Source organism: Nocardia sp. Tas62D01 (assembly GCF_055232035.1).
Window position 1 is genome coordinate 2,932,435 of sequence record NZ_JBUYUZ010000001.1, and the last position, 21,005, is coordinate 2,953,439.

At 66.2% G+C, this 21,005-nt stretch carries 22 protein-coding genes and 1 riboswitch; of the genes, 8 read left to right on the forward strand and 14 right to left on the reverse strand.

The features are described from left to right. Positions 1-4 precede the first annotated feature (4 nt). A complete protein-coding gene (locus ACV7NQ_RS14455; protein ID WP_463360124.1) occupies positions 5-2,434 on the forward strand; it encodes a serine/threonine-protein kinase in 2,430 nt (809 codons plus the stop codon). 63 nt (positions 2,435-2,497) lie between these two features. Here ACV7NQ_RS14455 and ACV7NQ_RS14460 read toward each other — a convergent pair whose 3' ends face one another. Together ACV7NQ_RS14460 and pta are read right to left on the reverse strand one after the other, a co-directional pair. After that, positions 2,498-3,709: an acetate kinase gene (locus ACV7NQ_RS14460; RefSeq protein WP_463360125.1), complete on the reverse strand. Its 1,212-nt coding sequence runs from the start codon at positions 3,707-3,709 to the stop codon at positions 2,498-2,500. A 136-nt stretch (positions 3,710-3,845) separates the two neighbouring features. Continuing rightward, positions 3,846-5,918 carry a phosphate acetyltransferase gene (gene pta, locus ACV7NQ_RS14465; RefSeq protein WP_463360126.1) on the reverse strand — a complete coding sequence of 691 codons (2,073 nt, stop codon included), beginning with the start codon at positions 5,916-5,918 and terminating at the stop codon, positions 3,846-3,848. A 121-nt stretch (positions 5,919-6,039) separates the two neighbouring features. On the opposite strand from pta, the gene ACV7NQ_RS14470 reads away from it, so the two are divergent. Continuing rightward, complete coding sequence (locus ACV7NQ_RS14470) at positions 6,040-6,549, forward strand: nitroreductase/quinone reductase family protein (protein WP_463365665.1); 510 nt, start codon at positions 6,040-6,042, stop codon at positions 6,547-6,549. 221 nt (positions 6,550-6,770) lie between these two features. After that, the gene (locus ACV7NQ_RS14475; protein ID WP_463360127.1) at positions 6,771-7,007 is read left to right on the forward strand and encodes a hypothetical protein; all 237 of its coding nucleotides are present in this window, start codon (positions 6,771-6,773) and stop codon (positions 7,005-7,007) included. 16 nt (positions 7,008-7,023) lie between these two features. Here ACV7NQ_RS14475 and fgd read toward each other — a convergent pair whose 3' ends face one another. After that, entirely contained in the window at positions 7,024-8,034 is a 1,011-nt protein-coding gene (gene fgd, locus ACV7NQ_RS14480) for a glucose-6-phosphate dehydrogenase (coenzyme-F420) (RefSeq protein ID WP_463360128.1), read from the reverse strand. A 247-nt stretch (positions 8,035-8,281) separates the two neighbouring features. Here fgd and ACV7NQ_RS14485 point away from each other — a divergent pair, with 247 nt between their 5' ends. Further along, a complete protein-coding gene (locus tag ACV7NQ_RS14485; protein WP_463365666.1) occupies positions 8,282-9,037 on the forward strand; it encodes an HAD-IIA family hydrolase in 756 nt (251 codons plus the stop codon). A 28-nt stretch (positions 9,038-9,065) separates the two neighbouring features. Here ACV7NQ_RS14485 and ACV7NQ_RS14490 read toward each other — a convergent pair whose 3' ends face one another. The 5 genes from ACV7NQ_RS14490 to ACV7NQ_RS14510 all read right to left on the reverse strand — a co-directional run bounded on the left by ACV7NQ_RS14490 (position 9,066) and on the right by ACV7NQ_RS14510 (position 12,471). After that, complete coding sequence (locus ACV7NQ_RS14490; protein WP_463360129.1) at positions 9,066-9,317, reverse strand: MarR family winged helix-turn-helix transcriptional regulator; 252 nt, start codon at positions 9,315-9,317, stop codon at positions 9,066-9,068. 107 nt (positions 9,318-9,424) lie between these two features. After that, positions 9,425-9,871: an RpiB/LacA/LacB family sugar-phosphate isomerase gene (locus tag ACV7NQ_RS14495; protein WP_463360130.1), complete on the reverse strand. Its 447-nt coding sequence runs from the start codon at positions 9,869-9,871 to the stop codon at positions 9,425-9,427. Positions 9,872-10,127: 256 nt separating this feature from the next. Continuing rightward, positions 10,128-11,342 carry an O-succinylhomoserine sulfhydrylase gene (locus tag ACV7NQ_RS14500; protein ID WP_463360131.1) on the reverse strand — a complete coding sequence of 405 codons (1,215 nt, stop codon included), beginning with the start codon at positions 11,340-11,342 and terminating at the stop codon, positions 10,128-10,130. Between the two features lie 61 nt (positions 11,343-11,403). Next, a complete protein-coding gene (locus ACV7NQ_RS14505) occupies positions 11,404-11,820 on the reverse strand; it encodes a rhodanese-like domain-containing protein (RefSeq protein ID WP_463360132.1) in 417 nt (138 codons plus the stop codon). A gap of 14 nt (positions 11,821-11,834) precedes the next feature. Beyond that, positions 11,835-11,951, reverse strand: a riboswitch (SAM riboswitch). Positions 11,952-12,012: 61 nt separating this feature from the next. After that, entirely contained in the window at positions 12,013-12,471 is a 459-nt protein-coding gene (locus ACV7NQ_RS14510) for an Rv0361 family membrane protein (protein ID WP_463360133.1), read from the reverse strand. Between the two features lie 352 nt (positions 12,472-12,823). Between ACV7NQ_RS14510 and ACV7NQ_RS14515 the strand changes: the two genes are divergently transcribed. Continuing rightward, positions 12,824-14,287 carry an FAD-dependent oxidoreductase gene (locus ACV7NQ_RS14515; RefSeq protein ID WP_463360134.1) on the forward strand — a complete coding sequence of 488 codons (1,464 nt, stop codon included), beginning with the start codon at positions 12,824-12,826 and terminating at the stop codon, positions 14,285-14,287. 61 nt (positions 14,288-14,348) lie between these two features. Next, the gene (locus ACV7NQ_RS14520) at positions 14,349-15,221 is read left to right on the forward strand and encodes an amidohydrolase family protein (RefSeq protein WP_463360135.1); all 873 of its coding nucleotides are present in this window, start codon (positions 14,349-14,351) and stop codon (positions 15,219-15,221) included. 37 nt (positions 15,222-15,258) lie between these two features. On the opposite strand, the gene ACV7NQ_RS14525 is transcribed toward ACV7NQ_RS14520, so the two are convergent. From ACV7NQ_RS14525 to ACV7NQ_RS14545, 5 genes are all read right to left on the reverse strand, one after another. Continuing rightward, complete coding sequence (locus ACV7NQ_RS14525; protein ID WP_463360136.1) at positions 15,259-15,756, reverse strand: DUF456 domain-containing protein; 498 nt, start codon at positions 15,754-15,756, stop codon at positions 15,259-15,261. A gap of 258 nt (positions 15,757-16,014) precedes the next feature. After that, complete coding sequence (locus ACV7NQ_RS14530) at positions 16,015-16,374, reverse strand: hypothetical protein (RefSeq protein WP_463360137.1); 360 nt, start codon at positions 16,372-16,374, stop codon at positions 16,015-16,017. Positions 16,375-16,913: 539 nt separating this feature from the next. Continuing rightward, positions 16,914-17,156 carry a hypothetical protein gene (locus tag ACV7NQ_RS14535; RefSeq protein ID WP_463360138.1) on the reverse strand — a complete coding sequence of 81 codons (243 nt, stop codon included), beginning with the start codon at positions 17,154-17,156 and terminating at the stop codon, positions 16,914-16,916. A 331-nt stretch (positions 17,157-17,487) separates the two neighbouring features. Next, on the reverse strand, positions 17,488-17,724 hold the full coding sequence (locus ACV7NQ_RS14540) for an SDR family oxidoreductase (protein WP_463360139.1): 237 nt from the start codon (positions 17,722-17,724) through the stop codon (positions 17,488-17,490). 100 nt (positions 17,725-17,824) lie between these two features. Beyond that, positions 17,825-18,463 carry an NAD(P)-dependent oxidoreductase gene (locus tag ACV7NQ_RS14545; RefSeq protein ID WP_463360140.1) on the reverse strand — a complete coding sequence of 213 codons (639 nt, stop codon included), beginning with the start codon at positions 18,461-18,463 and terminating at the stop codon, positions 17,825-17,827. Here ACV7NQ_RS14545 and ACV7NQ_RS14550 point away from each other — a divergent pair. Next, positions 18,437-18,781, forward strand: a complete 345-nt coding sequence (locus tag ACV7NQ_RS14550; protein ID WP_463360141.1) for a TetR-like C-terminal domain-containing protein — start codon at positions 18,437-18,439, stop codon at positions 18,779-18,781. The two genes, ACV7NQ_RS14545 and ACV7NQ_RS14550, sit on opposite strands and share 27 nt — an antisense overlap. Positions 18,782-19,895: 1,114 nt before the next feature. On the opposite strand, the gene ACV7NQ_RS14555 is transcribed toward ACV7NQ_RS14550, so the two are convergent. Then, complete coding sequence (locus tag ACV7NQ_RS14555) at positions 19,896-20,252, reverse strand: VOC family protein (RefSeq protein ID WP_463360142.1); 357 nt, start codon at positions 20,250-20,252, stop codon at positions 19,896-19,898. Between the two features lie 335 nt (positions 20,253-20,587). Here ACV7NQ_RS14555 and ACV7NQ_RS14560 point away from each other — a divergent pair, with 335 nt between their 5' ends. Beyond that, a complete protein-coding gene (locus ACV7NQ_RS14560) occupies positions 20,588-20,770 on the forward strand; it encodes a hypothetical protein (RefSeq protein WP_463360143.1) in 183 nt (60 codons plus the stop codon). The last annotated feature ends 235 nt before the right edge of the window (positions 20,771-21,005 follow it).

A 21,005-nucleotide genomic window follows, 5' to 3' on the forward strand; every position in this document is an offset into this window, starting at 1 on the left:
GCCGATGACGACAGAGCGCTGCGCCGACCATCCCGAGCACGCGGAACCCCTTGCCGGACCGGCGGATTCGGCTGCTTCGCAGCCCGATTCCACTGCCGCCGATGCCCATTCGACCGACGAGGCGCTTGGCACCCAACCGCTTCAATCGGTGACCGGATCCGAGTACGACGAGTCCGCCGGTCTGGGCACCATGGCTGCCGAAGCGGCGGCGACGGGTAGCACGGCCGCCGAATTCACCGTCGGCGCTTGGCGTCCGGACTCGACGGCGAACTCCAACCCGACGGTACGCACCTCGAGTCGCAGCGTGCGCACGGTCCGTTCCCGCCAGACCGTGCGCAGGCTCGGTGGCGGCCTGGTACCGATCCCGACGATCGCGCCCGCCGACCCGCGCACCGCGGTGCTGACCGATCCTGTCGTCTCCGAAGGCGGGCGCTTCTGCTGGCGCTGCGGCAACCCGGTCGGTCGGGCCACCGCCGTCCGGCCCGCGACGGCCGCGGGAACATGCGGAATATGCGGCGCGGATTATGATTTCCGGCCCTCGCTGCATCCGGGTGACCTGGTGTCGAACCAGTACGAGGTCCAGGGCTGCATCGCGCACGGCGGGCTGGGCTGGATCTACCTGGCCATCGATCGCAATGTGAGCGACCGCTGGGTGGTGCTGAAGGGCCTGCTGCATTCGGGTGATGCCGAGGCCCAGGCGGTGGCCGTCGCCGAACGCCAATTCCTCGCCGAGGTAGCCCATCCCAGCATCGTCAAGATCCACAACTTCGTCGAGCACACTGACCCGGACGGGGAGCCCACCGGCTACATCGTCATGGAATACGTCGGTGGCCGCTCGCTGCGCGACACCCTCGACACCTACCCCCGACCGCAGCGCATGCCGGTCGCCGAGGCCATCGCGTATCTGCTGGAAATCCTGCCGGCGCTGGACTACCTGCATTCGATCGGGTTGACCTACAACGACCTCAAGCCCGACAACATCATGATCACCGAGGATCAGGTGAAGTTGATCGACCTCGGTGCGGTCTCGACCATCGAGGCGTACGGAAACCTATACGGCACCAGGGGTTTCCAGGCTCCCGAGATCGCCAAGACCGGCCCGACGGTGGCCTCCGACATCTACACCGTCGGGCGGACGCTGGCGGTGTTGACGTTGAGGATGCCGATGGAGCAGGGCCGCTACCTCGACGGCATCCCCGATCCCGCCGAGCATCCCGTGCTGGAGCGGCACGAGTTCTTCCATCGGCTGCTGCGCTCGGCCACCGATCCCGACCCCGCGCGCCGCTTCCCGTCCGCCCGGGCCATGTCCGCGCAACTGGCCGGTGTGCTGCGCGAAATCCTTGCCTTGGAGACCGGCACCGAGCATCCGCAGCTGTCGACGGTGTTCAGTCCGCAGCGCACCAGCTTCGGCACCGAGGAACTGATCAGCCAGACCGATGCGTACGCCGACGGCATCGGTCGCAGCAGTCGACTCCAGGCGAGCGATGTCGCCGCGGTGCTTCCGGTTCCGCTCATCGACCCGACGGACCCGTCCGCCCCGCTGCTGGCCGCCGCGGTGCATCCGGACCCGCGGCAGGTGGTCGAAGCGCTGCACGATGCGCGCCAGCGGGCCGAGACCGATCCGGGCAACGCGCCGGAGACACTGGATCTGGAACTGGCACTCACCGAAGCACGAGCGCGGCTCGACCTGGGCGAGTCGGCGGCGGTGCTGCACCTGCTGTCGCACGTGCCCGCCGATCACGACTGGCGCATCGATTGGTACAACGGCCAGGCCCAACTGCTCGAACTGGATTACGAGCAGGCGTTTGCCAGTTTCCACGAGGTGCTGCGGGTGCTGCCCGGTGAGATCGCCCCGAAACTCGCGCTCGCCGCCACCGCGGAATTGGTACTGCAGCACTGGGATTCCGCCGACCCGGAGCATTGGCGGGCCTACGCCGAGAAGTTCTACGACACCGTATGGCGCACCGACCGAGCGGTGGTGAGCGCCGCCTTCGGCCTGGCCAGGCAGCTGGCCGCGGTGGGCCGCGTCACCGAGGCGGTGCACGCCCTCGACGAGGTCCCCGCCGCGTCGCGGCACTACACCACGGCCCGCATGACCGCGGTGCTGCTAATGCTCACCGCCGCACCGGTGGCCGAACTCGACGAGTCGACGCTGCGCATCGCCGCCTCCCGGGTACTTGCCCTGCCGAAAGGCGAAAGCCGCGCGGTCCAAATGCGAGTCCTGGTCCTCGGCGCCGCGCTGGCCTGGTTGCAAGCGGGCAACACCCCGAAACGCCTCGACGCCAAGCTCTTCGGCGCTGCGTTCACCGACCGCGACCTCCGCGAGGGCACGGAGACCGGCCTGCGCGCCCTGGCCCGCAGCGCCCCCGGCCGCAACCACCGCTACGCCCTGGTAGACCTGGCGAACGCGATCCGCGCCAAGACGTGGATCTAGCAGCGGGTCAGTTGAACTACGTTCGTACATGGCCGGCACAGTGGGCGCTGCGGCCCGTCGCCCTCACCGCTGCGCCGCAACCACCTGCTGCGCGGCCCGCGCGATCGCCAACTCCTCATTCGTCGGCACCACCAGCGCGGCCACCTCGGCGCCCGGCGGCGAAATACGCCTGGCGGTACGATCTTTCGCAGTGTTGCGCCCCGGGTCGACCTCGATGCCGAAGCGGGACAGGTCGGCCAGCGCGTCGGCACGGACCTGGGGGCTGTTCTCCCCGACGCCCGCGGTGAAGGTGATGGCGTCGACGCCGCCGAGTTCCACCAGGTACGCACCGAGGTAGCGACGCAGCCGGTGGATGTACACGTCGTACGCGAGCTTGGCCGCAGCGTCACCCTCATCGACGAGCCGTTGCAGCTCGCGAAAATCATTGACGCCGGACAAGCCCTTGAGGCCCGAGTTGCGGTTCAGCAGTTCATCGATCTGGTCGATATGGAGGTGGGCCGCGCGCATCAGGTGCAGCATGATGCCGGGGTCGAGGTCACCGCCCCTGGTACCCATCACCAGGCCCTCCAATGGTGTCAGGCCCATGGTGGTGTCGACCGGGCGTCCGCCCTTGATGGCCGATGCCGAGGCGCCGTTACCCAGATGGAACACAATCTGATTCACGTCCGCGGGATCGCGATCGAGCAGCTCCGCGACCCGGCCCGAGACGTACTCGTGCGAGGTGCCGTGGAATCCGTACTTCCGAATACCCTGGGCAGCAGCCACTTTCGCGTCGATGGCGTAGGTCCTGGCGGCGTCGGGCAGGCCGTGGAAGAACGCCGTGTCGAAGACCGCCACCTGCGGCACGCCAGGCAGCAGTTTCCGCGCGCTCTCGATGCCCGCGACATTCGCCGGATTGTGTAGCGGCGCAAGCGAAGACAGGTCGGAGATCGCCGCGACCACGGCGTCGTCGATGAGCGTCGGCCGGTAGAACACTTCGCCGCCGTGCACGACCCGGTGGCCTACCGCGTGCACGCCCGCGTCCGCGAGGTCGTGCCCGGTCTCGGCGAACATGTCGAACACCAGCTGCAACCCGGCGGTGTGGTCTGCGATCGGCCGGTGCCGCTCGACGGACTTCCCGTTGGCATGATGCTTGATCCTGGCGTTCTCCTCGCCGATCCGCTCGATCATGCCGGAGGCCGCGACGATACTCGACTCCGGATCCAGCAGTTGGTATTTGATCGACGACGAGCCGGAATTGATCACCAGCACCAGGTCATCGGCACTCTTGCTCATGATGCCTCCTGAATCCCGCGGCGCTCCCGCACACCTTCGGCAACCACGTGAGCGGCGTGAATGTTCCGCATCGCGACTCCTCTGTGCCGCGCGCCACTCGGGCGCGCGACCCTGCGAATCCGTGCGTTGGCCCGCATCACTCGTCCTGCGCCTGAATCGCCGTGATCGCCACGGTATTGACGATGTCGGCGACCAGCGCGCCGCGGGAGAGATCGTTGACCGGCTTGCGCAGACCCTGCAGCACCGGGCCGATCGCGATCGCGCCCGCGCTGCGCTGAACCGCCTTATAGGTGTTGTTACCGGTATTCAGGTCAGGAAACACGAATACCGTCGCGCGACCCGCCACCTCGGAATCGGGCAGTTTGGTGGTGGCGACGGTGGGCTCGATCGCCGCGTCGTACTGAATCGGGCCCTCTACCAATAGTTCCGGCGCGCGTTCGCGGACCAGCTCGGTCGCCACACGGACCTTGTCCACGTCCGCGCCGCTACCGGATTCGCCGGTCGAGTAGGACAGCATCGCCACTCGTGGCTCGATGCCGAACCGGGCCGCCGTGGCCGCGGAGGAGATCGCGATATCGGCCAGTTGCTCGGAGGTCGGATCGGGGACGACGGCGCAGTCGCCGTAGGCGAGCACCCGGTCGGCCAGGCACATGAGGAACACACTGGAGACGGTGGAAACTCCCGGCGTGGTCTTGATGATCTCGAACGACGGCCGAATGGTGTGCGCGGTGGTGTGCGCGGCGCCGGAGACCATGCCGTCGGCGATGCCCTCGTAGACCATCATGGTGCCGAAATATGAGATGTCGGTGATGGTTTCGCGGGCACGCTCGATGGTCATCCCCTTGTGCGCGCGCAGCTTGGCGTACTCCTCGGCGAAGTCGTCGAGGTAGCCGGAGGTGGCCGGGTCGAGCACCTGCGCGGCGGCGAGATCGACGCCGAGTTCGGCGGCGCGGGCGCGGATGCTCGTCTCGTCACCGAGGATGACCAGGTCCGCGATCTTGCGCTGCAGCACCCGGCCCGCCGCCCGCAGGATGCGGTCGTCATCGCCCTCGGGCAGCACGATGCGCTTGCGGTCGGCGCGCGCCCGCTCGATGAGCTGGTATTCGAACATCTGCGGGGTCACCACCGAGCTGCGCGGAACCTCGATGCGGCGCAACAACTCCGCGGCATCGACCCGCTGCTCCATCAAGGCCAGCGCGGTGTCGACCTTGCGCGGGCTGCCCGCCGCCATGCGGCCGCGGGTGCGGTAGGCGGCGCTCGCGGTGTCGTAAGTGCCCAGCTCGGTGGTCAGGATCGGCAGCTTCGGCTCGAGCCCGGTCATCAGCCTGGCCACCGCGGGGTGCGGCGGGATCCCGCCGTTCATGATGATGCCGGACAGCGACGGAAAACCTTCCGCCTCATGCGCATTCACCACGCTGAGCAGTACGTCCGAGCGATCGCCCGGCGCGATCACCACGACGCCGTCGACCAGCCGCTCCAGAATGTGTTCGGCAGTCATGCCGCCGACCATGATCTTCAGCGCCTCGCGGTGCAGCAATTCCGGGTCACCGCTGTACATTTCGCCATCGATCGCGGTACACAGCTCGGCCATGGTCGGCGAAATCAGCAGCGGCACTTCGGGCAGGGTCCAGGACGGCACATCGATGGCCTTCAATGCGTCGCCGACCTCGTCGAGATGGTCCGGGTCGCAGCGGTTGGCGATGATCGCGACCAGCTGCGCGTGTTCGAGGGCCAGTTCGCTCACGCACAGCTGCGCGAGGTGGTGGACCTCTGCGGGGGTGCGGCCGGAGCCACGGACCACCAGCAGTATGGGGGCGCCGAGGTTCACCGCGATCCTGGCGTTGAAGCGCAGCTCGCTCGGGCTGGCCACATCGGTGTAGTCGCTGCCGACCACCACCACCGCGTCGCACACCTTCGCGACCTCGTGGAAGCGCATCACGATCTCGCTGATCGCGGCATCGGGGTCGGCGTGCACCTGCTCGTAGGTGACGCCGGTGGCCTGCGCATAGTCGATATCGGCGGTGCTGTGCTCGAGCAGCAGCTCCAGGATGTAGTCGGGCTCGCCGGTGGACCGGGTGATCGGCCGAAACACCCCGACGCGGGGGGTGGTCGCGCACAGCATCTGGAGCATCCCGAGCGCCACCGTCGATTTTCCGGTGTCACCCTCCGGAGACGCGATGTACACAGCGGATGGAGCAGAATCGGCCATGGTCGAGAGCTTAGTGAACGGACGGCAACCGTAACCCGCCCGGCGAGACCGTGATCACGGGTGAAATCTCGGCCTCCGAGATAGCCGGATGGCCGTCATGGACGAGCGCTATAGTCCCGGCATGGCTGAGCAGTTCCCGAACCGGCAATGGGGTTCGCGCACCAATATCCTTTCCCGCGCGACGAATAAGTTCGCCGCGACCAAGCCTGGTTCGTGGCTCATCCGCACGATCACGCCGCTGGACCGGGCGCTGCTCGAGCGCACCGACGGCAAGTTCACCGTGCTCGGCCCGATCGGCGCACCGGTCGTTGCGCTGACCACCACCGGCCGCAAGTCCGGCCGGCCCCGCACCCAGCCGCTGCTCTACGTCCACGACGGCGACACGTTGTATGTGATCGGCAGCAACTTCGGCCAGGCCGAACACCCGGCCTGGACCTCGAACCTGCTGGCCGACCCGTCCGCCACCGTCGCCATCGCAGGCGAGCGCATCAAGATCCAGGCCGCCCCTGTGGAAGACGCGGCCGAGAAAGCCGCCGTCTTCGCCCGCTTCGTGGAAATCACCGGCGCCTACGACGCCTACCGCTCCCGCACCACCCGCGACCTACGCATCTTCGCCCTCACCCGGGCGTAGCCCGCACCGACATTCGAACGCCGCACAGCGTGGTAGCGCGGTGCGGCGAGCGAACGGTGTGTGGCGAACTACCCGAAGCTGCCGGTCGAGGGCATCGCGCCGGGCACGTTGACAGTGATCGGCGGGAGTGACCACGTGTAGTCGCCGTCCTGGACCGGATAGCGGAATCCGCATATTCCGGTTGTCTGAATCGTCCCGCTGGGAGGCCCTGCAGAGACGCCTTGATCGTCGCACCGGGACCGGCCGGCGACTCCGGACGGTCACCCCCGAAGATCGTGCCGAATTCCGCGCCAATATCCGCGAGCGCCCAGCACACACCCCGGTCATTCGGATTGTGGATCGTCGCCGTCACCGTGCCCGGTCCGGTGCCCTGGAACTGGACCACCGGGGTCTGCAGTGACGATCCGTCCTCCGTCGCGGCGGCAACCGGGGCGACCATTACCGCCGCAGCCGTCTGATCCTTAGAGCCGTTGCTCAGCCGAGCGCGCGGAGGCGGGGGGCGAGGTCGCGTTGGAAGAGGTCGAGGAAGCGGCGTTGGTCGTGGCCGGGGGCGTGGAAGACGAGGTGGTTGAGGCCCGCGTCGAGATAGGGCTTGATCAGTTCGACGGTTTGGTCGGGGTCGCTGGCGACGATCCAGCGTTTGGCGATCTGTTCGATCGGCAAGGCGTCGGCGGCGGCTTCCATTTCGATGGGGTCGGTGATGGAGTGTTTCTGTTCGGGGGTCAGCGACAGCGGGGCCCAGAAGCGGGTGTTCTCCAGTGCCAGTTCGGGATCGGTGTCGTAGGAGATCTTGATCTCGATCATGCGGTCGAGATCGTCGACGGTGCGTCCGGCTTTGGTGGCGCCCTCGGCGACGGCGGGCATCAGTTTCTCGGTGTAGAGGTCCATGCCTTTGCCGGAGGTGCAGATGAAGCCGTCACCGGCGCGCCCGGCGTAGCGGGCCACCAGTGGGCCGCCCGCGGCGATGTAGATGGGGATGCCGCCCTTGGGCACGTCGTAGATGGAGGCACCGACGGTGCGGTAGTACCGGCCGTCGAAGTCGACGCGGTCGCCGGTCCACAGTGCGCGCATCAGCTCGACCGCTTCGCGCAGTCGGGCGAAGCGTTCCTTGAATTCCGGCCATTCGCCGGTGTAGCCGGTGGCGATCTCGTTGAGGGCTTCACCGCTGCCGACGCCGAGCATGATCCGGTCGGGGTAGAGGCAACCCATGGTGGCGAACGCTTGGGCGATCACCGCGGGGTTATAGCGGAATGTCGGGGTCAGTACCGAGGTGCCGAGTTGGATGCGTGTGGTGCGTTCACCGACCGCGGCCATCCAGGCCAGCGAGAACGGGGCGTGTCCGCCTTTGTGTCGCCATGGTTGGAAATGGTCACTCACAGAGGCACTGTCGAGCCCGTGTTCCTCGGCAAGCACCGCGATTTCGACCAGTTCGCGGGGACCGAACTGCTCCGCCGATGCCTTGTACCCGAGCTTGAGTTCGCCCATCTGCCACGCTCCTCGAGTTTTGTTCGCCACCAACGGCGACCTGTATCCGACACTAGCCAACCTGTCGGTGCGAGTGAACATGGCCTGGTGGGAGATGATCGACATCTTCGCCACCGCGCTGAGGCGACGGACTCACCCACACTGTTGTGGTGCTCATTTTCGCGCCGTAGCGCGGGGGTAGCTCGGGTAGCGGATAATTCGACCGGTGACCGCCAAGAACGAACCGATCCTGTCCTACCTCACCGATATGGACGGCGTGCTGGTGCACGAGGACCACCTGGTGCCCGGGGCAGATAAGTTCCTGGCCGAGTTGCGCGACAACGAGACGCCATTCCTGGTGCTCACCAACAATTCGATCCGCACCCCACGCGACCTGCAAGCCCGGCTGCGCCACACCGGACTCGACATACCGGAAGAAGCCATCTGGACCTCGGCGCTGGCGACCGCGACCTTCCTGAATGACCAGCGCCCCAACGGAACCGCTTATGTGGTCGGCGAATCCGGTCTCACTACCGCGCTGCACGAGATCGGCTACGTCCTCACCGACAGCGATCCCGATTATGTGGTGCTCGGCGAGACCCGCACCTACTCATTCGAGGCGATCACGACCGCCATCCGCCTGGTCGATCGCGGAGCGCGGTTCATCGCCACCAACCCGGATGCGACCGGTCCGTCCCGCGACGGACTGCTGCCCGCCACCGGTTCGGTCGCCGCGCTGATCACCCGCGCGACCGGCCGCGACCCGTATTACGTCGGCAAGCCGAACCCGCTGATGATGCGGTCGGCGCTGCGGCGGATCGGCGCGCATTCGCAATCCACCGTGATGATCGGAGACCGCATGGACACCGATGTCATCTCGGGCCTGGAGGCGGGCATGCGGACCATCCTGGTCACCACCGGCATCTCCACCCGCGCCTCGGTCGAGCAGTACCCCTACCGCCCGACGCTGGTGGTCGACTCCGTCGCCGACCTCGTAGGCCGGACCGGGACACCCTTCGACTAAATCGCCCGAGCCGAAAGGTTCGGGCCGATCAGGTTTCGTCGTAGGTGATGACGTCGAGGGCGGCGGAGAGCTTGGTCAGTACGTCGACGGTGAGGGCGAACTGGTCAGGGCCTAGTTCGGTCATGACTCGTTCCGCGACGATAGCGTGCTGCGGGTTGATGCGTTTGATCGCGTCGCGGCCCGCCTCGGTGACCGCCACCAGTTTTGCGCGGCGATGCGCGGGGTTCGGGCGGTATTCGGCAAGTCCCTTGTCCACCAAGAGGTCTGCGATGCGCTGCACGCTCTGGCCCTGTCATATTTGACAGCATGCTGTCAATGATGCGAGGCAGCGATTGCGCAACACCGACGCTCATCACCGCCACCCATCGGCGATGCCAGGTACTCCGATCACCGCATGCGCTCGATCTTGGCGAGATGGGCGATATTGGCCCGATCGTGGACATCGATACTGGCCACCGACCCGAACCATGCGTCGAGGATTTCCGTCAGCACGGCACTGGAGGTCGTACGCAGACTCAGCGCAAGGACATTCGCGTCGTTCCACTTGCGCGCACCGGCCGCGGTCGCGGCATCGGCGCAGAGCGCGGCCCGGATACCCGCGACCTTGTTGGCGGCGATCGACGCGCCGGTTCCGGTCCAGCAGCACACGATGGCCTGTTCGGCCCGCCCCGCTGCGACATCACGCGCCGCCGCCTCACTGGCCCAGGCCCAGCCATCGCGTTCCGCATCGGCGAGCGCTCCGTGCGAGACGGTTTCGAGCCCGCGCCGATGCAGCTCCGCTACCAGGTCCTTCGCCACGCCGACGTTTTCGTCCGCAGCTACCGAAATCCGCATACAACCAGGGTAGGCATTGAGCGGCGCCGCCACAGGAGGTCGCCGAGCGGGATATGACCGTGGTGGCTCCGCTCGGCGATAGGAACGCCTGGCCGAGGTGTCGCCCGCCTATCGCCAGGCCAGCGGGGGCCCCGGCTGGGCGCTTCGCTGCTGGTGCGGAGTGGGTCCTACCGGCGGGCACGCGCTCAGTCCGAATTCGGGAGGACACGCGGAAGCCGGTCACGCGGCCGCATGGAGCGTCGCGTGACCGGAACCCTCAGCTCAGTGCGTGGTCGAGATCATTCAACAGGTCGTCGACGTCTTCTAGACCGACAGAGATACGCACGACGCCGTCGGTCAGCCCGATGGTGGCGCGGCCCTCGGGACCCATGGCGCGGTGGGTTGTGGTGGCGGGATGGGTGATCAGGGTCTTGGAGTCACCGAGATTGTTCGAAATGTCGACGATGCGCAGACGGTTGAGCACCTCGAAGGCGCGCTTCTTGCCTTCGTCCGCGGGCGCGTTCAACTCGAAAGTGACAACGGTGCCGCCGCCGCTCATCTGGCTGGTCGCCAGCGCGTGCTGCGGATGCGATTGCAGGAAGGGGTATTTCACCCAGCCGACGGACTTGTCGCCCTCGAGGAACTCGGCGATGCGCAGCGCGGATCCGGTCGAATGACGCACCCGCAGCGGCATTGTCTCCAGGCCCTTGAGCAGGGTCCACGCATTGAACGGGCTCAGTGCCGGACCGGTATGGCGCATCAGGTTTTTCACCGGGCCGTCGATGTAGTCGTGCGGGCCGAGGATGGCGCCACCGAGCACGCGGCCCTGGCCGTCGATGTGCTTGGTGCCGGAGTACACCACCACATCGGCGCCGAGTTGGAAACCGCGTTGCAGCAGCGGGGTAGCAAAGACGTTGTCCAGCACCACTTTCGCACCCGCGGCGTGCGCGAGTTCGGTGACGCGGCGGACATCGACCAGCGTCTGCATCGGGTTGGCCGGGGTCTCGAAGAACACCGCCTGGGTGGGCACCGACAGCGCCTGCTCCCACTGGTCCAGGTCGTCGCCGTCGACGAAGACGGTCTCGATGCCCCAGCGCGGCAGGATCTCGTTGCACACCACGAAGCAGGAGCCGAACAGGCTGCGCGCGGCGACAAGTCGATCACCAGCACCCAGCAGCGCACCGAGCGCGGTGAATACCGCGGACATGCCGCTGGCCGTGGCGAAGCAGGCTTCGGCGCCGTCCATCAGGCGCAGCCGCTCCTCGAACATGGCCACCGTCGGGTTGCCGTAGCGGGAGTAGACGAAATGCTCGACGTCGCCGGTGAACGCGGCCTCGGCGGCCTCGGCGCTCTCGTAGACGAATCCGGAGGTCAGGTACAGCGCCTCAGCCGTCTCCTCGAAACCGGAGCGGCGCAGGCCACCTCGTACGCCGAGGGTCGCGGGTCCGACGCCGTTCGGCAGCGGCTTGTCGAAGGAGCCACCGGTGATCACGACTGCCTCCCAACGGCACAGTTCCGAGTGCGACACGGCGGTGCGAGCAACGCACGCCCGATCATGACTGCCGCCACGGCAGTCCGAGGGCGCGCCAGCCGGAGCCGCCGCGGTGGCCGGACTCGTCGAGTCCGCCTTCGAAGCCCTCTAGCACGTTGTAGGCCGGGGCGATCCCGAGACCGGTCGCGACGTTCGCGGCGTGCGCGGAGCGCTGACCGGAGCGACACAGGAACACGACGGGGGCCTCCGGGTCGCGGGCGTCGAGCGCTTCGCTCAGCTGCTCGGCGAATGCGCTGTTGCGGGCGCCGGTGCCGTCGACCCATTCGATCAGCACCGTCGGCCGCTCGATCGACGTCGTGTCGGGCACTCCGACGAAGCGCCATTCCGCCTCGGTACGCACGTCCACCAGGACGGCTTCGGGGTTGTCCCGCAATAACTCCCACGCCTGCTGTGGGGTGATGTCACCGGCATAACTCATCTGGACCTCCTGTGAATCCGCTCTTGCCGCACCTGGGTTCCGGTGTGCGGCCAGGTCGTCACCCGGAGCACCCCGCCGCGGCGGAGGGTTGCCGACCAGCAAGCCGGGGCTTGACGCTGGTTCTCATGACCTAGTCTGAGATTGCCTGGGTCTGGGTCGCCCTGTCAAACCCCAGTTCACGACACGCGATGATCAATGGCAGATGAGCCAGCGATCGCCGGTTCTGGCCAGATTCCAGGTCGCGGTGTCCTCGCGGCCGTTGAACTTGGTGGTGACCGTCGCCTTCGCCCGGTCTCCGTCGACCATTGGATTGTCGACTTTGGTTATCTCGACCGTCTTTCCGGTTTCTACGCCACCCAGCTGCTGCGCCAGCGACGACTTGCGCTCGTCGAAGCCCGCGCAGGCCACGCCGGGCGGTGGCGAGACATCGGTGCGACCTCGGGCGTCAGCGTAGTTGCGGACCGCCGCCGCGATGCGGTCGGCGTCTGTGACATTTTTCTCAGCCGGTGACAGCAGCCCGCCGAGCACCACCGCGACGATCACGATGCCCGCGAGTACCGCGGCCGCGATGAAGGGCCACGCGGAGCGGGAGTCGGTCTGATCGACCTCGATTACTTCGCCGTCTTCGGCGCCGGTTTGCTGATCGGTCATGCCACGATGATCCCTGGTCTGCGGGGTTATCCGGCGTTCGCCCCCGTCTTCGTCGACACGCCAGGAGCCGTTCGAGGTCACTACTCGGCGCGGCAGCCGTTAACGATGGCCGCGGAGTGGGTACGCAACGAAGGGCAGGCCGTTGTGGCATCCGGCGGGTCACCGCACCGGCGCGGGCGCCGTAGTGGACCACCGATAGAATTGCGAGACGGCCGCCTGCTGTCATAGCCAAAGGGCAGCGAGTCAGTGCCAGTGTCCGCATCGTCGGATGCAGCCAAAGTGGCGCGTCGAGTTAGCCTAGGCTAAGACCGACGTCATTAATCGTTTTCGACCATAAGGGTGCGCGTAAGAGATGACCGAACAGAGTGCAGGATCAACAAGCGGTGTACCCGGGCCCTCCGTGGTGACGCAAGCTGCCTCCTCCGGGCCTGACGCGCACACCGCCGAGACCCGCCCGCTCCGCATCGCGATCGTGGGCGCAGGGCCGGCCGGTATCTACGCCGCCGACGCGTTGATGAAGTCCGATGCCGACGTGAGCATCGACCTGTTCGAGCGCATGCCCGCCCCGTTCGGACTGATCCGCTACGGCGTCGCGCCGGACCACCCGCGCATCAAGGGCATCATCACCGCCCTGCACAAGGTACTCGACAAGGAGCAGGTCCGCCTGCTGGGCAATATCGACTACGGCACCGACATCACGCTCGATGACCTGCACACGTTTTACGACGCAGTGATCTTCTCCACCGGCGCGAACGCCGACCGCGCCCTCGACATCCCCGGCATCGGGCTCGACGGCAGCTACGGCGCCGCGGACTTCGTGTCCTGGTACGACGGGCACCCCGATGTGCCGCGTACCTGGCCGCTGGAAGCGGAAAAGGTCGCCGTGCTCGGCGTCGGCAATGTCGCGCTCGACGTGGCGCGCCTGCTCGCCAAGACCGGTGACGAACTGCTGCCGACCGAGATCCCGCCGAACGTCTACGAGGGCCTGAAGGCCAACGAGGCGATCGAGGTGCACGTGTTCGGCCGCCGCGGCCCGGCGCAGGCGAAGTTCACTCCGCTCGAGCTGCGCGAACTCGACCACTCCCCGACCATCGAGGTCATCGTCGACCCCCAGGACATCGACTACGACGAAGGCTCCGAAGCCGCACGCAGGCACTCCAAACAGGTCGACATGGTCGCCAACACTCTGGAGCAGTGGGCGATCCGCGACGCGGGCGACCGCCCGCACAAGCTGTTCCTGCACTTCTTCGAGTCCCCCTCGGAGATCATCGGCGAGAACGGCAAGGTCGTCGGCCTGCGCACCGAGCGCACCCAGCTCGACGGCACCGGAAACGTCAAGGGCACCGGCGTGTTCAAGGACTGGGACATCCAGGCCGTCTACCGCGCCGTCGGCTACCTGTCGCAGAACCTGACCAGCCTGCCGTTCGACGACCAGGCGGGCACCGTGCCCAACGAGGCCGGCCGTGTGATCGGCGACGAGAACGCCGACGGCGTCGAGCGCTACCTGCCCGCCACCTACGTCACCGGCTGGATCAAGCGCGGCCCCGTCGGCCTCATCGGCCACACCAAAGGCGACGCCAACGAGACCGTGGCCTGCCTGCTGGACGACAGCGTGAACTTCACCCCGGCCGGCAAGCCGGAACTGGACGCAGTGACCGAGTTCCTCGAGGGCAAGGGCATCCCGTTCACCACCTGGCAGGGCTGGTACCGCCTCGACGCTCACGAACGCGCCCTCGGCGAGGGCGAAGGCCGCGAACGTGTCAAGGTCGTGGAGCGCGAGGACATGCTGCGCGCCAGCGAGCCGAACAAGGTCTAGTCGGGCAGCTTCCATCCCCTCGGGGGCAGCGGAAATTCCCACACTGAGGCATTCTGTACACGTGTTCGATGCCCATCTCCACATCTTCGACCCGCGGTTTCCGCTGGCCGAGAACGAGGGCTACCTGCCCAACCCGTTCACCATCGCCGACTATCGAAAGCGCATGTCGCGCTTCGATGTCGGCGGTGGCGCCGTGGTGAGCGGCTCCTTCCACGGCACCGACCAGACCTACCTCGAGGCCGCCCTTGCCGAGCTGGGCGAGGGCTGGGTCGGCGTGACCGCCGTCGATCTCGACGCCACCGACGAGGAGATCATCGAGCTCGACCGGATCGGTGTCCGCGGGCTGCGCTTCAACGTCAGACGCGCCGCCGCCGACATCACTGGTATGACGCTGCAGGCACTGCGCGCCCACGAGCTCGTCGGCTGGCATGTCGAGGTCTACATCGACGGCAACATGCTCACCTCACTGCGACCGGTGATCTCCAAGCTCCCGGTCTTCTCCATCGACCATCTCGGCATGTCCGCCGAGGGCCTGCCCTATCTGCTCGATCTGGTGAACCGCGGCGCCCGAGTCAAGGCAACGGGTTTCGGTCGCGTCTCGATGAACGTCGCGGATACGTTGCGCCGCATCCACGCGGTGAACCCCGAGGCCCTCATGTTCGGCACCGACCTGCCCGGCGCCCGGGCGGGCCGCCCGTTCGAGGACTCCGATGTCGACCTGATCTGCGATGTAGTCGGCACCGACATGTTCAAGGTCCTTGAAGACAACGCCCGAGCCTTCTATCGTCTCCCGGCCCGGGAACGCCAGATCCCCGCCGACCCGAATCCGACCACGCCGCTGCTGCGTTCGGAGCAGCCGACTTTGCCGTTGCGCCCCGACCAACTCCCGAAACTCGAAGCGGCGGATACGATTCCGCTGCCGATCATCGAATAGTTCGATCGGACTCCGCTCCAGGAACCATTCGTCACGGCTAGCTCAGGATGGCGCCGATCACCCAGACGCCAGTGGCAAGCAGTGCGCCGAAAAGTTCGATGAGCATGGACAGGCTGACGCCCTTGACTGCGTGAACCGTTGCCTGCCAAGCCCGTTGGCGCTCGCGGAGGCGGTGGAGTTCCGAAAGGTACACGCCGAGAACGAATCCCACGAACAGACCGACCACCGGGATGACGAAGAAGCCGACAATGCCCAAGACCGCGCCGAGCAAGAGCGCCCGATTGGAGACACCGGCGTCTTTCATCTTGCGGCCAGGCCAGGTGTATTTGATGATGCCGGAGATCACCAGGAACGCGGTGCTGATCGCGAAGACCGTCCAGGCGGTGGCGCCGCCGGTCAGGAAGGCCCAGACGGCGATGGCGCCGAAGATCAGGATGACGCCGGGCAGAATCGGGACGATGATCCCCAGGAGGCCGACCAGAATTACGAGGCCGACAAGTACCGAAAACCACCCCTGGTGGGCGTATGTTTCCACCGGTGAAGCCTATATACCGTTGCTGCTGCGGGCGACCGGAACAACGAGGTGAGTGACCCGGGCAACCTGATGGCTCCTCGCGCCTTTTCGCGGGACTGACCAAGTGCCGCCCATCCCACGACGCGACCCGGGCGACACTTGGCGCGGGAACCGGGAGCGGGCAACCGAATCCGGCACTTCGCGCGCACATGGTCGGGGCTGTTCGGTGACAGTCATGACTCGCGCCAGTTCGGGGTGGGTTACTCGATGGCGTTACGGTCATCCGCCGGTCGAGACCTTGACCACGACCGTTTCATTAGTGATCTCCTGCACCGTGACACTGAAGCCGTTGGCGGGCTGTGTCCCGCCGATCGGGACGGTGATCTGCTGGCCGCCTACCTCGAGGGTGACCGTATTTCCATTCACAGCAACAAGTTCCGCGGTTACGCCGAGGACACTGGCACTGGCGTTCACACCGCGGTTGAAGGTGACCGTGCAACCACTGACATTGCAGTCGGTCTTCGTGCCGGGTCCTTCGGCGGTGCAGGCGGCCACCCCGAGCGGGGTCAGCAAAACGAACATGGACAGAGTGATAAATCGTCGAATAAGCACGCGGAAAGTGTAGAGCGAGTTGCCCATATGCGATATCCGGAAATTTATCGCGGCTGGCAATGGTCGAAACCTCCACCGTCCAGGGAAGACACCGGCTCACACCTCTGAGTGGAAGCCTTGGGCGTGGCGGAAGATTCATTTCGGGTCACCGAATCCAATCTTTGATGGCACCCATCGCATTGTTTCAGGCTCGGTGGATGCTGCGGATTCTGGTGCCGGATAAGAAGATTCGCTCGCGATCTTGATTTGCGTTATCTTGCCGGTCCCCTTACGTTGACTTCGGAGAAGGGGAGCAGCTCATCCCGGAAAGTGAATAACCTTTGGGCATGCATGAAGTCACCCGACAAGTCGCGAATACCACCCCTGGCCAGACAGCGTCTCCACAGGTGGAGCGTATAGCTACACGCAGCTGTCAGCGACTCGGAGATGGGGGGACGCAGTGCCCGAACACATGCTCGACAGTGCCCAGTGTTTCCTCACGGACTTTGGGCACTGTCGAGTAGGTGAGAGGTGGTATCAAGAGGCCGAGCCGCAAGAAACCATGCGGCGGCACGCCACCAGACTAATCACGCCACCTGACTAATGCTGGCCAGGTGCCGCACAGGGCGGCGGTCCCTGCCGATCACCGGGCGGTGGCCCCTGGTGATCACCGGGCGGCGGTCCCTGCCGATCACCAGGGGGCGGCCCTTGGTGATCACCGGGCGGCGGTCCCTGCCGATCACCAGGAGGTGGGCACTGGTGCTGCCCCGGCCCCGGATCAGCGCCCGCAATGCCAGCGCCGACACCGAGTAATCCCACTGCCGCGACACCGGCGACGACAGCCCTCGCCAACTTCGACCTGAACCTCAATTGCGTACCTCCTGTTGCCGGGTCTCGATCCGAGACCGTCGCCCTGTCGGGCCGACACGAAAATCATTGCGTCCCAGCCGTTGTCGAACCTGAATTGGAGGTGTGAAGTTGCTGTGAGGCGCTATCCTCGGCGAGCCTCTGAGCCTGCCGACTGCACATCGTTCTCCCCACCAGCTTCGCGAGAGGGTGCATCGTCATGCGGCGCGTCCGCTGGAAGTTGGCGGGATCATCCCCGCGGGTATTGGGGACACGACCCGATCCCCTTCACCCTGGACGAAGAAGCCGGATAATTTACGCATGCGTTGGAAGCACGGTCCGATGCGAGATGCGTTGTGCCAGTTCGAGGATCATCCTCACATGGTCGGCCCAGCCACGCCCATCCACCTCCGAACGTGAAGCATTGATGGCTCCGCCATCGATCAGGTAGTCGGCTCCGAGGATGCCGCGCGCGTGGTCTGATGCGAGGAATGCGGTCAGCGTGGCGACCTCGTCCGGCTCGATGATCCGGCCCGTTGTCTTGCCCACCATCGCGGGCTTCTAGCGACGGCCAATCCGATGCCCCGGCTCGCTCCGGTGACGACGGCGGTCTTTCCGGCAAGATGCAGATCCATCCCAAACTCCTTGTGTATCAGTAACCGACGGCGAACCGGCGCTGGATGTGCCGGGGGATCTCGATCTCGTCGACCAGCGCGACCGCGAGGTCTTCGGCGGAGGTATCGCCTCCACCCGGCACGGTGGGGAGCACTTGGTCCCCACCGGTTCGATAGCTGCCGGTGCGTTCACCGGAGTGGATGCGACCCGCGTCTGGGCTGATGTAAGTCCAGTTCCGATTCGATAGCCGGCAGAGGTCCAGCACGTCGACCTGTGCCTGCACGACGGTGCGGTACTCCGCCGGTACTTCGAGCACGTCCGTCAGAACCCTGGTGAAATCCTCGCCGGTGTCGATCAGGCGTACGCCCGGCGCGACCTCGAGGCTCCCGCCGCCGCCGCCGACCACGATCAGTCGCGTCGAAGGACGCTTCTCCAGCGCCGTCAGCAGGACGCGAGCCGCCGCGGGCAGCACATCGTAATTGGCGATCTGCTCGGAGATGCTGTCTCCGGCATTGATGGCGTTGACCACTACGTCGAGGCCATCGATCGCCGTCGCGACGCTGTCCGCGTCGGTCGGGTCGGCAACCTGCCACACCACGCTGTCGGCGGCGGGGATGCGCGACCGGCTGCGGGTGAACGCCGTGACGCGGTGACCTCTGCCACGAGCTTCTGTCACGACGGATCGCCCGATGGTGCCTGTCGCACCGAAAACTCCAACGTCCACTGGTGCCACCCCGCCGCCAACGGCTACCAATGGTCGGACTTCAGCCCCACCCTGGTAGCCCATGTTCGCGCAGAGTTCCCCGGACTGCCGCCCGCGGCAATCGCGCTGACCCTGCGCGTCTGGGGCCGCATGCACGGCCTCATCGCTCTAGAAATCTACAACCACCTAACCCAGCTATCCCACAACCCAGACAAGCTCTACCACACCGAAATGCTCGACCTCGTCCAGTCACTGGGGTTGGAGCCACCCGCAGATCGCCAGCGTCGGTGATATGCACGCCCGTTCCGCGGCAATCGCACACCGACCGTTTCGGCGGCAAAGTCAAGGACAGCTCGGCCGGCTCACAATGAGCAGTAGCGAGAGCGGAACAAGACGCGGGAACCTGCGTCAGATCAGGATGATCAGCGCGACGAACACCACCCATGCGATCGGGCGCCGCGCCGGATCTCGCTGACATCGACGCGAAAAACCGGCGCGGCGTTCAGAATTCCGTTGGCGTGCATGAGTTCTGCGTTCTCCAGCTGCAGCACCTATCCAGTCCGGCACAATCTCCCGATGCGCATGCTGATGTTGGTGTTAGCGGTTTTCGGAGCTCTGGTGGGCGCGTGCATCGCCGCCTCAGTCACGTTGGTAGCCGAGCGCGCCGTCACTCCGGCCTCCCCAAGCCCGACTCGACCAGTGCCCGTCGCGCCGCTGCAGTGGGTCTGCGATCAGCCCGGTAACATGCCGGTGGTCGCCATCGCCTACAACGATCCGGAGCCGTAGCAGGAACGCAGACTGCCCGACACCGAAGTGCTGGCCGCCCTCGGCGCCGCCGCCGGGGCACTGCTCGGCGCGCTGTCCGGGTATGGGTTCGGCAGGACAGGGTGGCTCCTGCGCTGGGAGCCCAGTTAGTGCCTTGTCCAGCAAAATCAAGCCGACACCCGATTACAGCAGCAACCTATCTGGACGAGGCACTAGCTCGCCCAGGTAGGCGATATCGAACTCCCCGCCCTGCGGCGGGGTCTGCGCGCCCCCGCGCACCACACTTGTGACGACAGGTATTAGTTGTCACCAGGATTGGCTGCCGAGCTCGGCGTTCAGGAGGGGTTGCAGGCGATATGTGACTCGCAGCGAAACATGGCCATTCTCAATGTAGTTGGCCATAAGAGGTGCAGAATCGACGCGAACTCCGGGATGCCGGGGGTCGAAGCGATGGCCCCGCCCCCGCCAGTGGCCAACTATCGTTGCACGGACTGGCCAGCTACCGCTGAGAACCAGCAGCTCGGCGTCATATTGGTTGGCCAACTGTCGCTGCGAGTCACACGATATGTGACCCCCAGGTTCCCAGATCTTGTTGGCGGCTGTGGGGTGACTGCTGCTTCGATCGTTTGGGCGAGGGCCGTCAGAGTGGGGCGAGGCGGCGCTCGAGCAGGCAGAACTCGTTGCCTTCTGGATCGGCGAGGACGTGCCAGGACGCCTCCGCGGGCTGACCGATGTCGACGAGTTTGGCCCCGGCGGCCAGGAGGCGCTCGAGCTCGGCGTCCTGGTCGCGGTCGGTGGGGTTGACGTCGATATGCAGCCGGGCATGCCCGTTCTTCGGCTCGTCGTTGCGGATGAGGAAGATCGTCGGCTGCGGGCCGCCGAACCCTTCGCGCGGACCAATCTCGATGCAGCCCTCCTCTTCGCGATCGAGCTCTATGAAGTCCAGGACCTCGCACCAGAACCGCGCCAGCACCTCGGGGTCGTGGCACTTGAGCACGAGCTCACTGATACGGCATGCCGTTGACGAAACCTACTCTCAGCGTGGGAACTGCAGGGGTGGCCGCACGAGGATCTCATCGGCTCCCTGCGGAATCCACGAGTAAACGGTCGACCCGGCAGCCCTGACGGGGGGCACCGGCCCATCGAAGGTGCTGACTACCGAGGCGGTGCAGGCGTCCGAGGATCTTCCCCCCGAGTGGTGGACACCTCTGACTCCGGCCCCGGTGGGGGCCGGGGAGGAGGAGTCACTCTCTGGGAGTTGACTTGGCGCGATGAGGCTTTCGGGCGGGGTCGACTCCGGAATTAATCTGCGGTAGCGCGGGAGGCTGGGCGATGGGGACGGCTGCGGCATTCGCGACCCTAGCGGCCGAGGACGGCGCGTCGACACCGGTGTTGATGAAACTGTCCGGCCACACCTCGGTGCGCAGCCTCGCAAAGTATGCCCGGGTGTCCGACGAGGGTCTCCTGAATTTCCAGACCGACACCGATCCGGCCACCCGACGCGCCAACCGCTGACTGGGGCGGTGCCCTCACCGGACGTGACGGCTCGCGAACGGTGCCGATCTGCTCGCGAGCCGTCACGCCGATCAGGGTCCGTACGTCGAGAAGGTTGAGGACCTTCAGCAGCAGCGTGGTCTTGCCCATCGGGGGTTTGTTGCGGCGACGCCGTTCGGCCCAGTAGTCGGTCAGGGCCGGGTCGTCCGGAGGCGCCGTCCCTGCCACCATCCGGTGCCGGAACAATCGGTTTCCA

Coding starts and splice junctions, on each gene's coding strand:
- ACV7NQ_RS14455 (WP_463360124.1), top strand. CDS start 5: ATGACGACAGAGCGCTGCGCCGACCATCCCGAGCACGCGGAACCCCTT.
- ACV7NQ_RS14460 (WP_463360125.1), bottom strand. CDS start 3,709: ATGAGCAAGAGTGCCGATGACCTGGTGCTGGTGATCAATTCCGGCTCG.
- pta (WP_463360126.1), bottom strand. CDS start 5,918: ATGGCCGATTCTGCTCCATCCGCTGTGTACATCGCGTCTCCGGAGGGT.
- ACV7NQ_RS14470 (WP_463365665.1), top strand. CDS start 6,040: ATGGCTGAGCAGTTCCCGAACCGGCAATGGGGTTCGCGCACCAATATC.
- fgd (WP_463360128.1), bottom strand. CDS start 8,034: ATGGGCGAACTCAAGCTCGGGTACAAGGCATCGGCGGAGCAGTTCGGT.
- ACV7NQ_RS14485 (WP_463365666.1), top strand. CDS start 8,282: ATGGACGGCGTGCTGGTGCACGAGGACCACCTGGTGCCCGGGGCAGAT.
- ACV7NQ_RS14495 (WP_463360130.1), bottom strand. CDS start 9,871: ATGCGGATTTCGGTAGCTGCGGACGAAAACGTCGGCGTGGCGAAGGAC.
- ACV7NQ_RS14505 (WP_463360132.1), bottom strand. CDS start 11,820: ATGAGTTATGCCGGTGACATCACCCCACAGCAGGCGTGGGAGTTATTG.
- ACV7NQ_RS14510 (WP_463360133.1), bottom strand. CDS start 12,471: ATGACCGATCAGCAAACCGGCGCCGAAGACGGCGAAGTAATCGAGGTC.
- ACV7NQ_RS14515 (WP_463360134.1), top strand. CDS start 12,824: ATGACCGAACAGAGTGCAGGATCAACAAGCGGTGTACCCGGGCCCTCC.
- ACV7NQ_RS14530 (WP_463360137.1), bottom strand. CDS start 16,374: ATGGGCAACTCGCTCTACACTTTCCGCGTGCTTATTCGACGATTTATC.
- ACV7NQ_RS14540 (WP_463360139.1), bottom strand. CDS start 17,724: ATGGTGGGCAAGACAACGGGCCGGATCATCGAGCCGGACGAGGTCGCC.
- ACV7NQ_RS14560 (WP_463360143.1), top strand. CDS start 20,588: ATGGGGACGGCTGCGGCATTCGCGACCCTAGCGGCCGAGGACGGCGCG.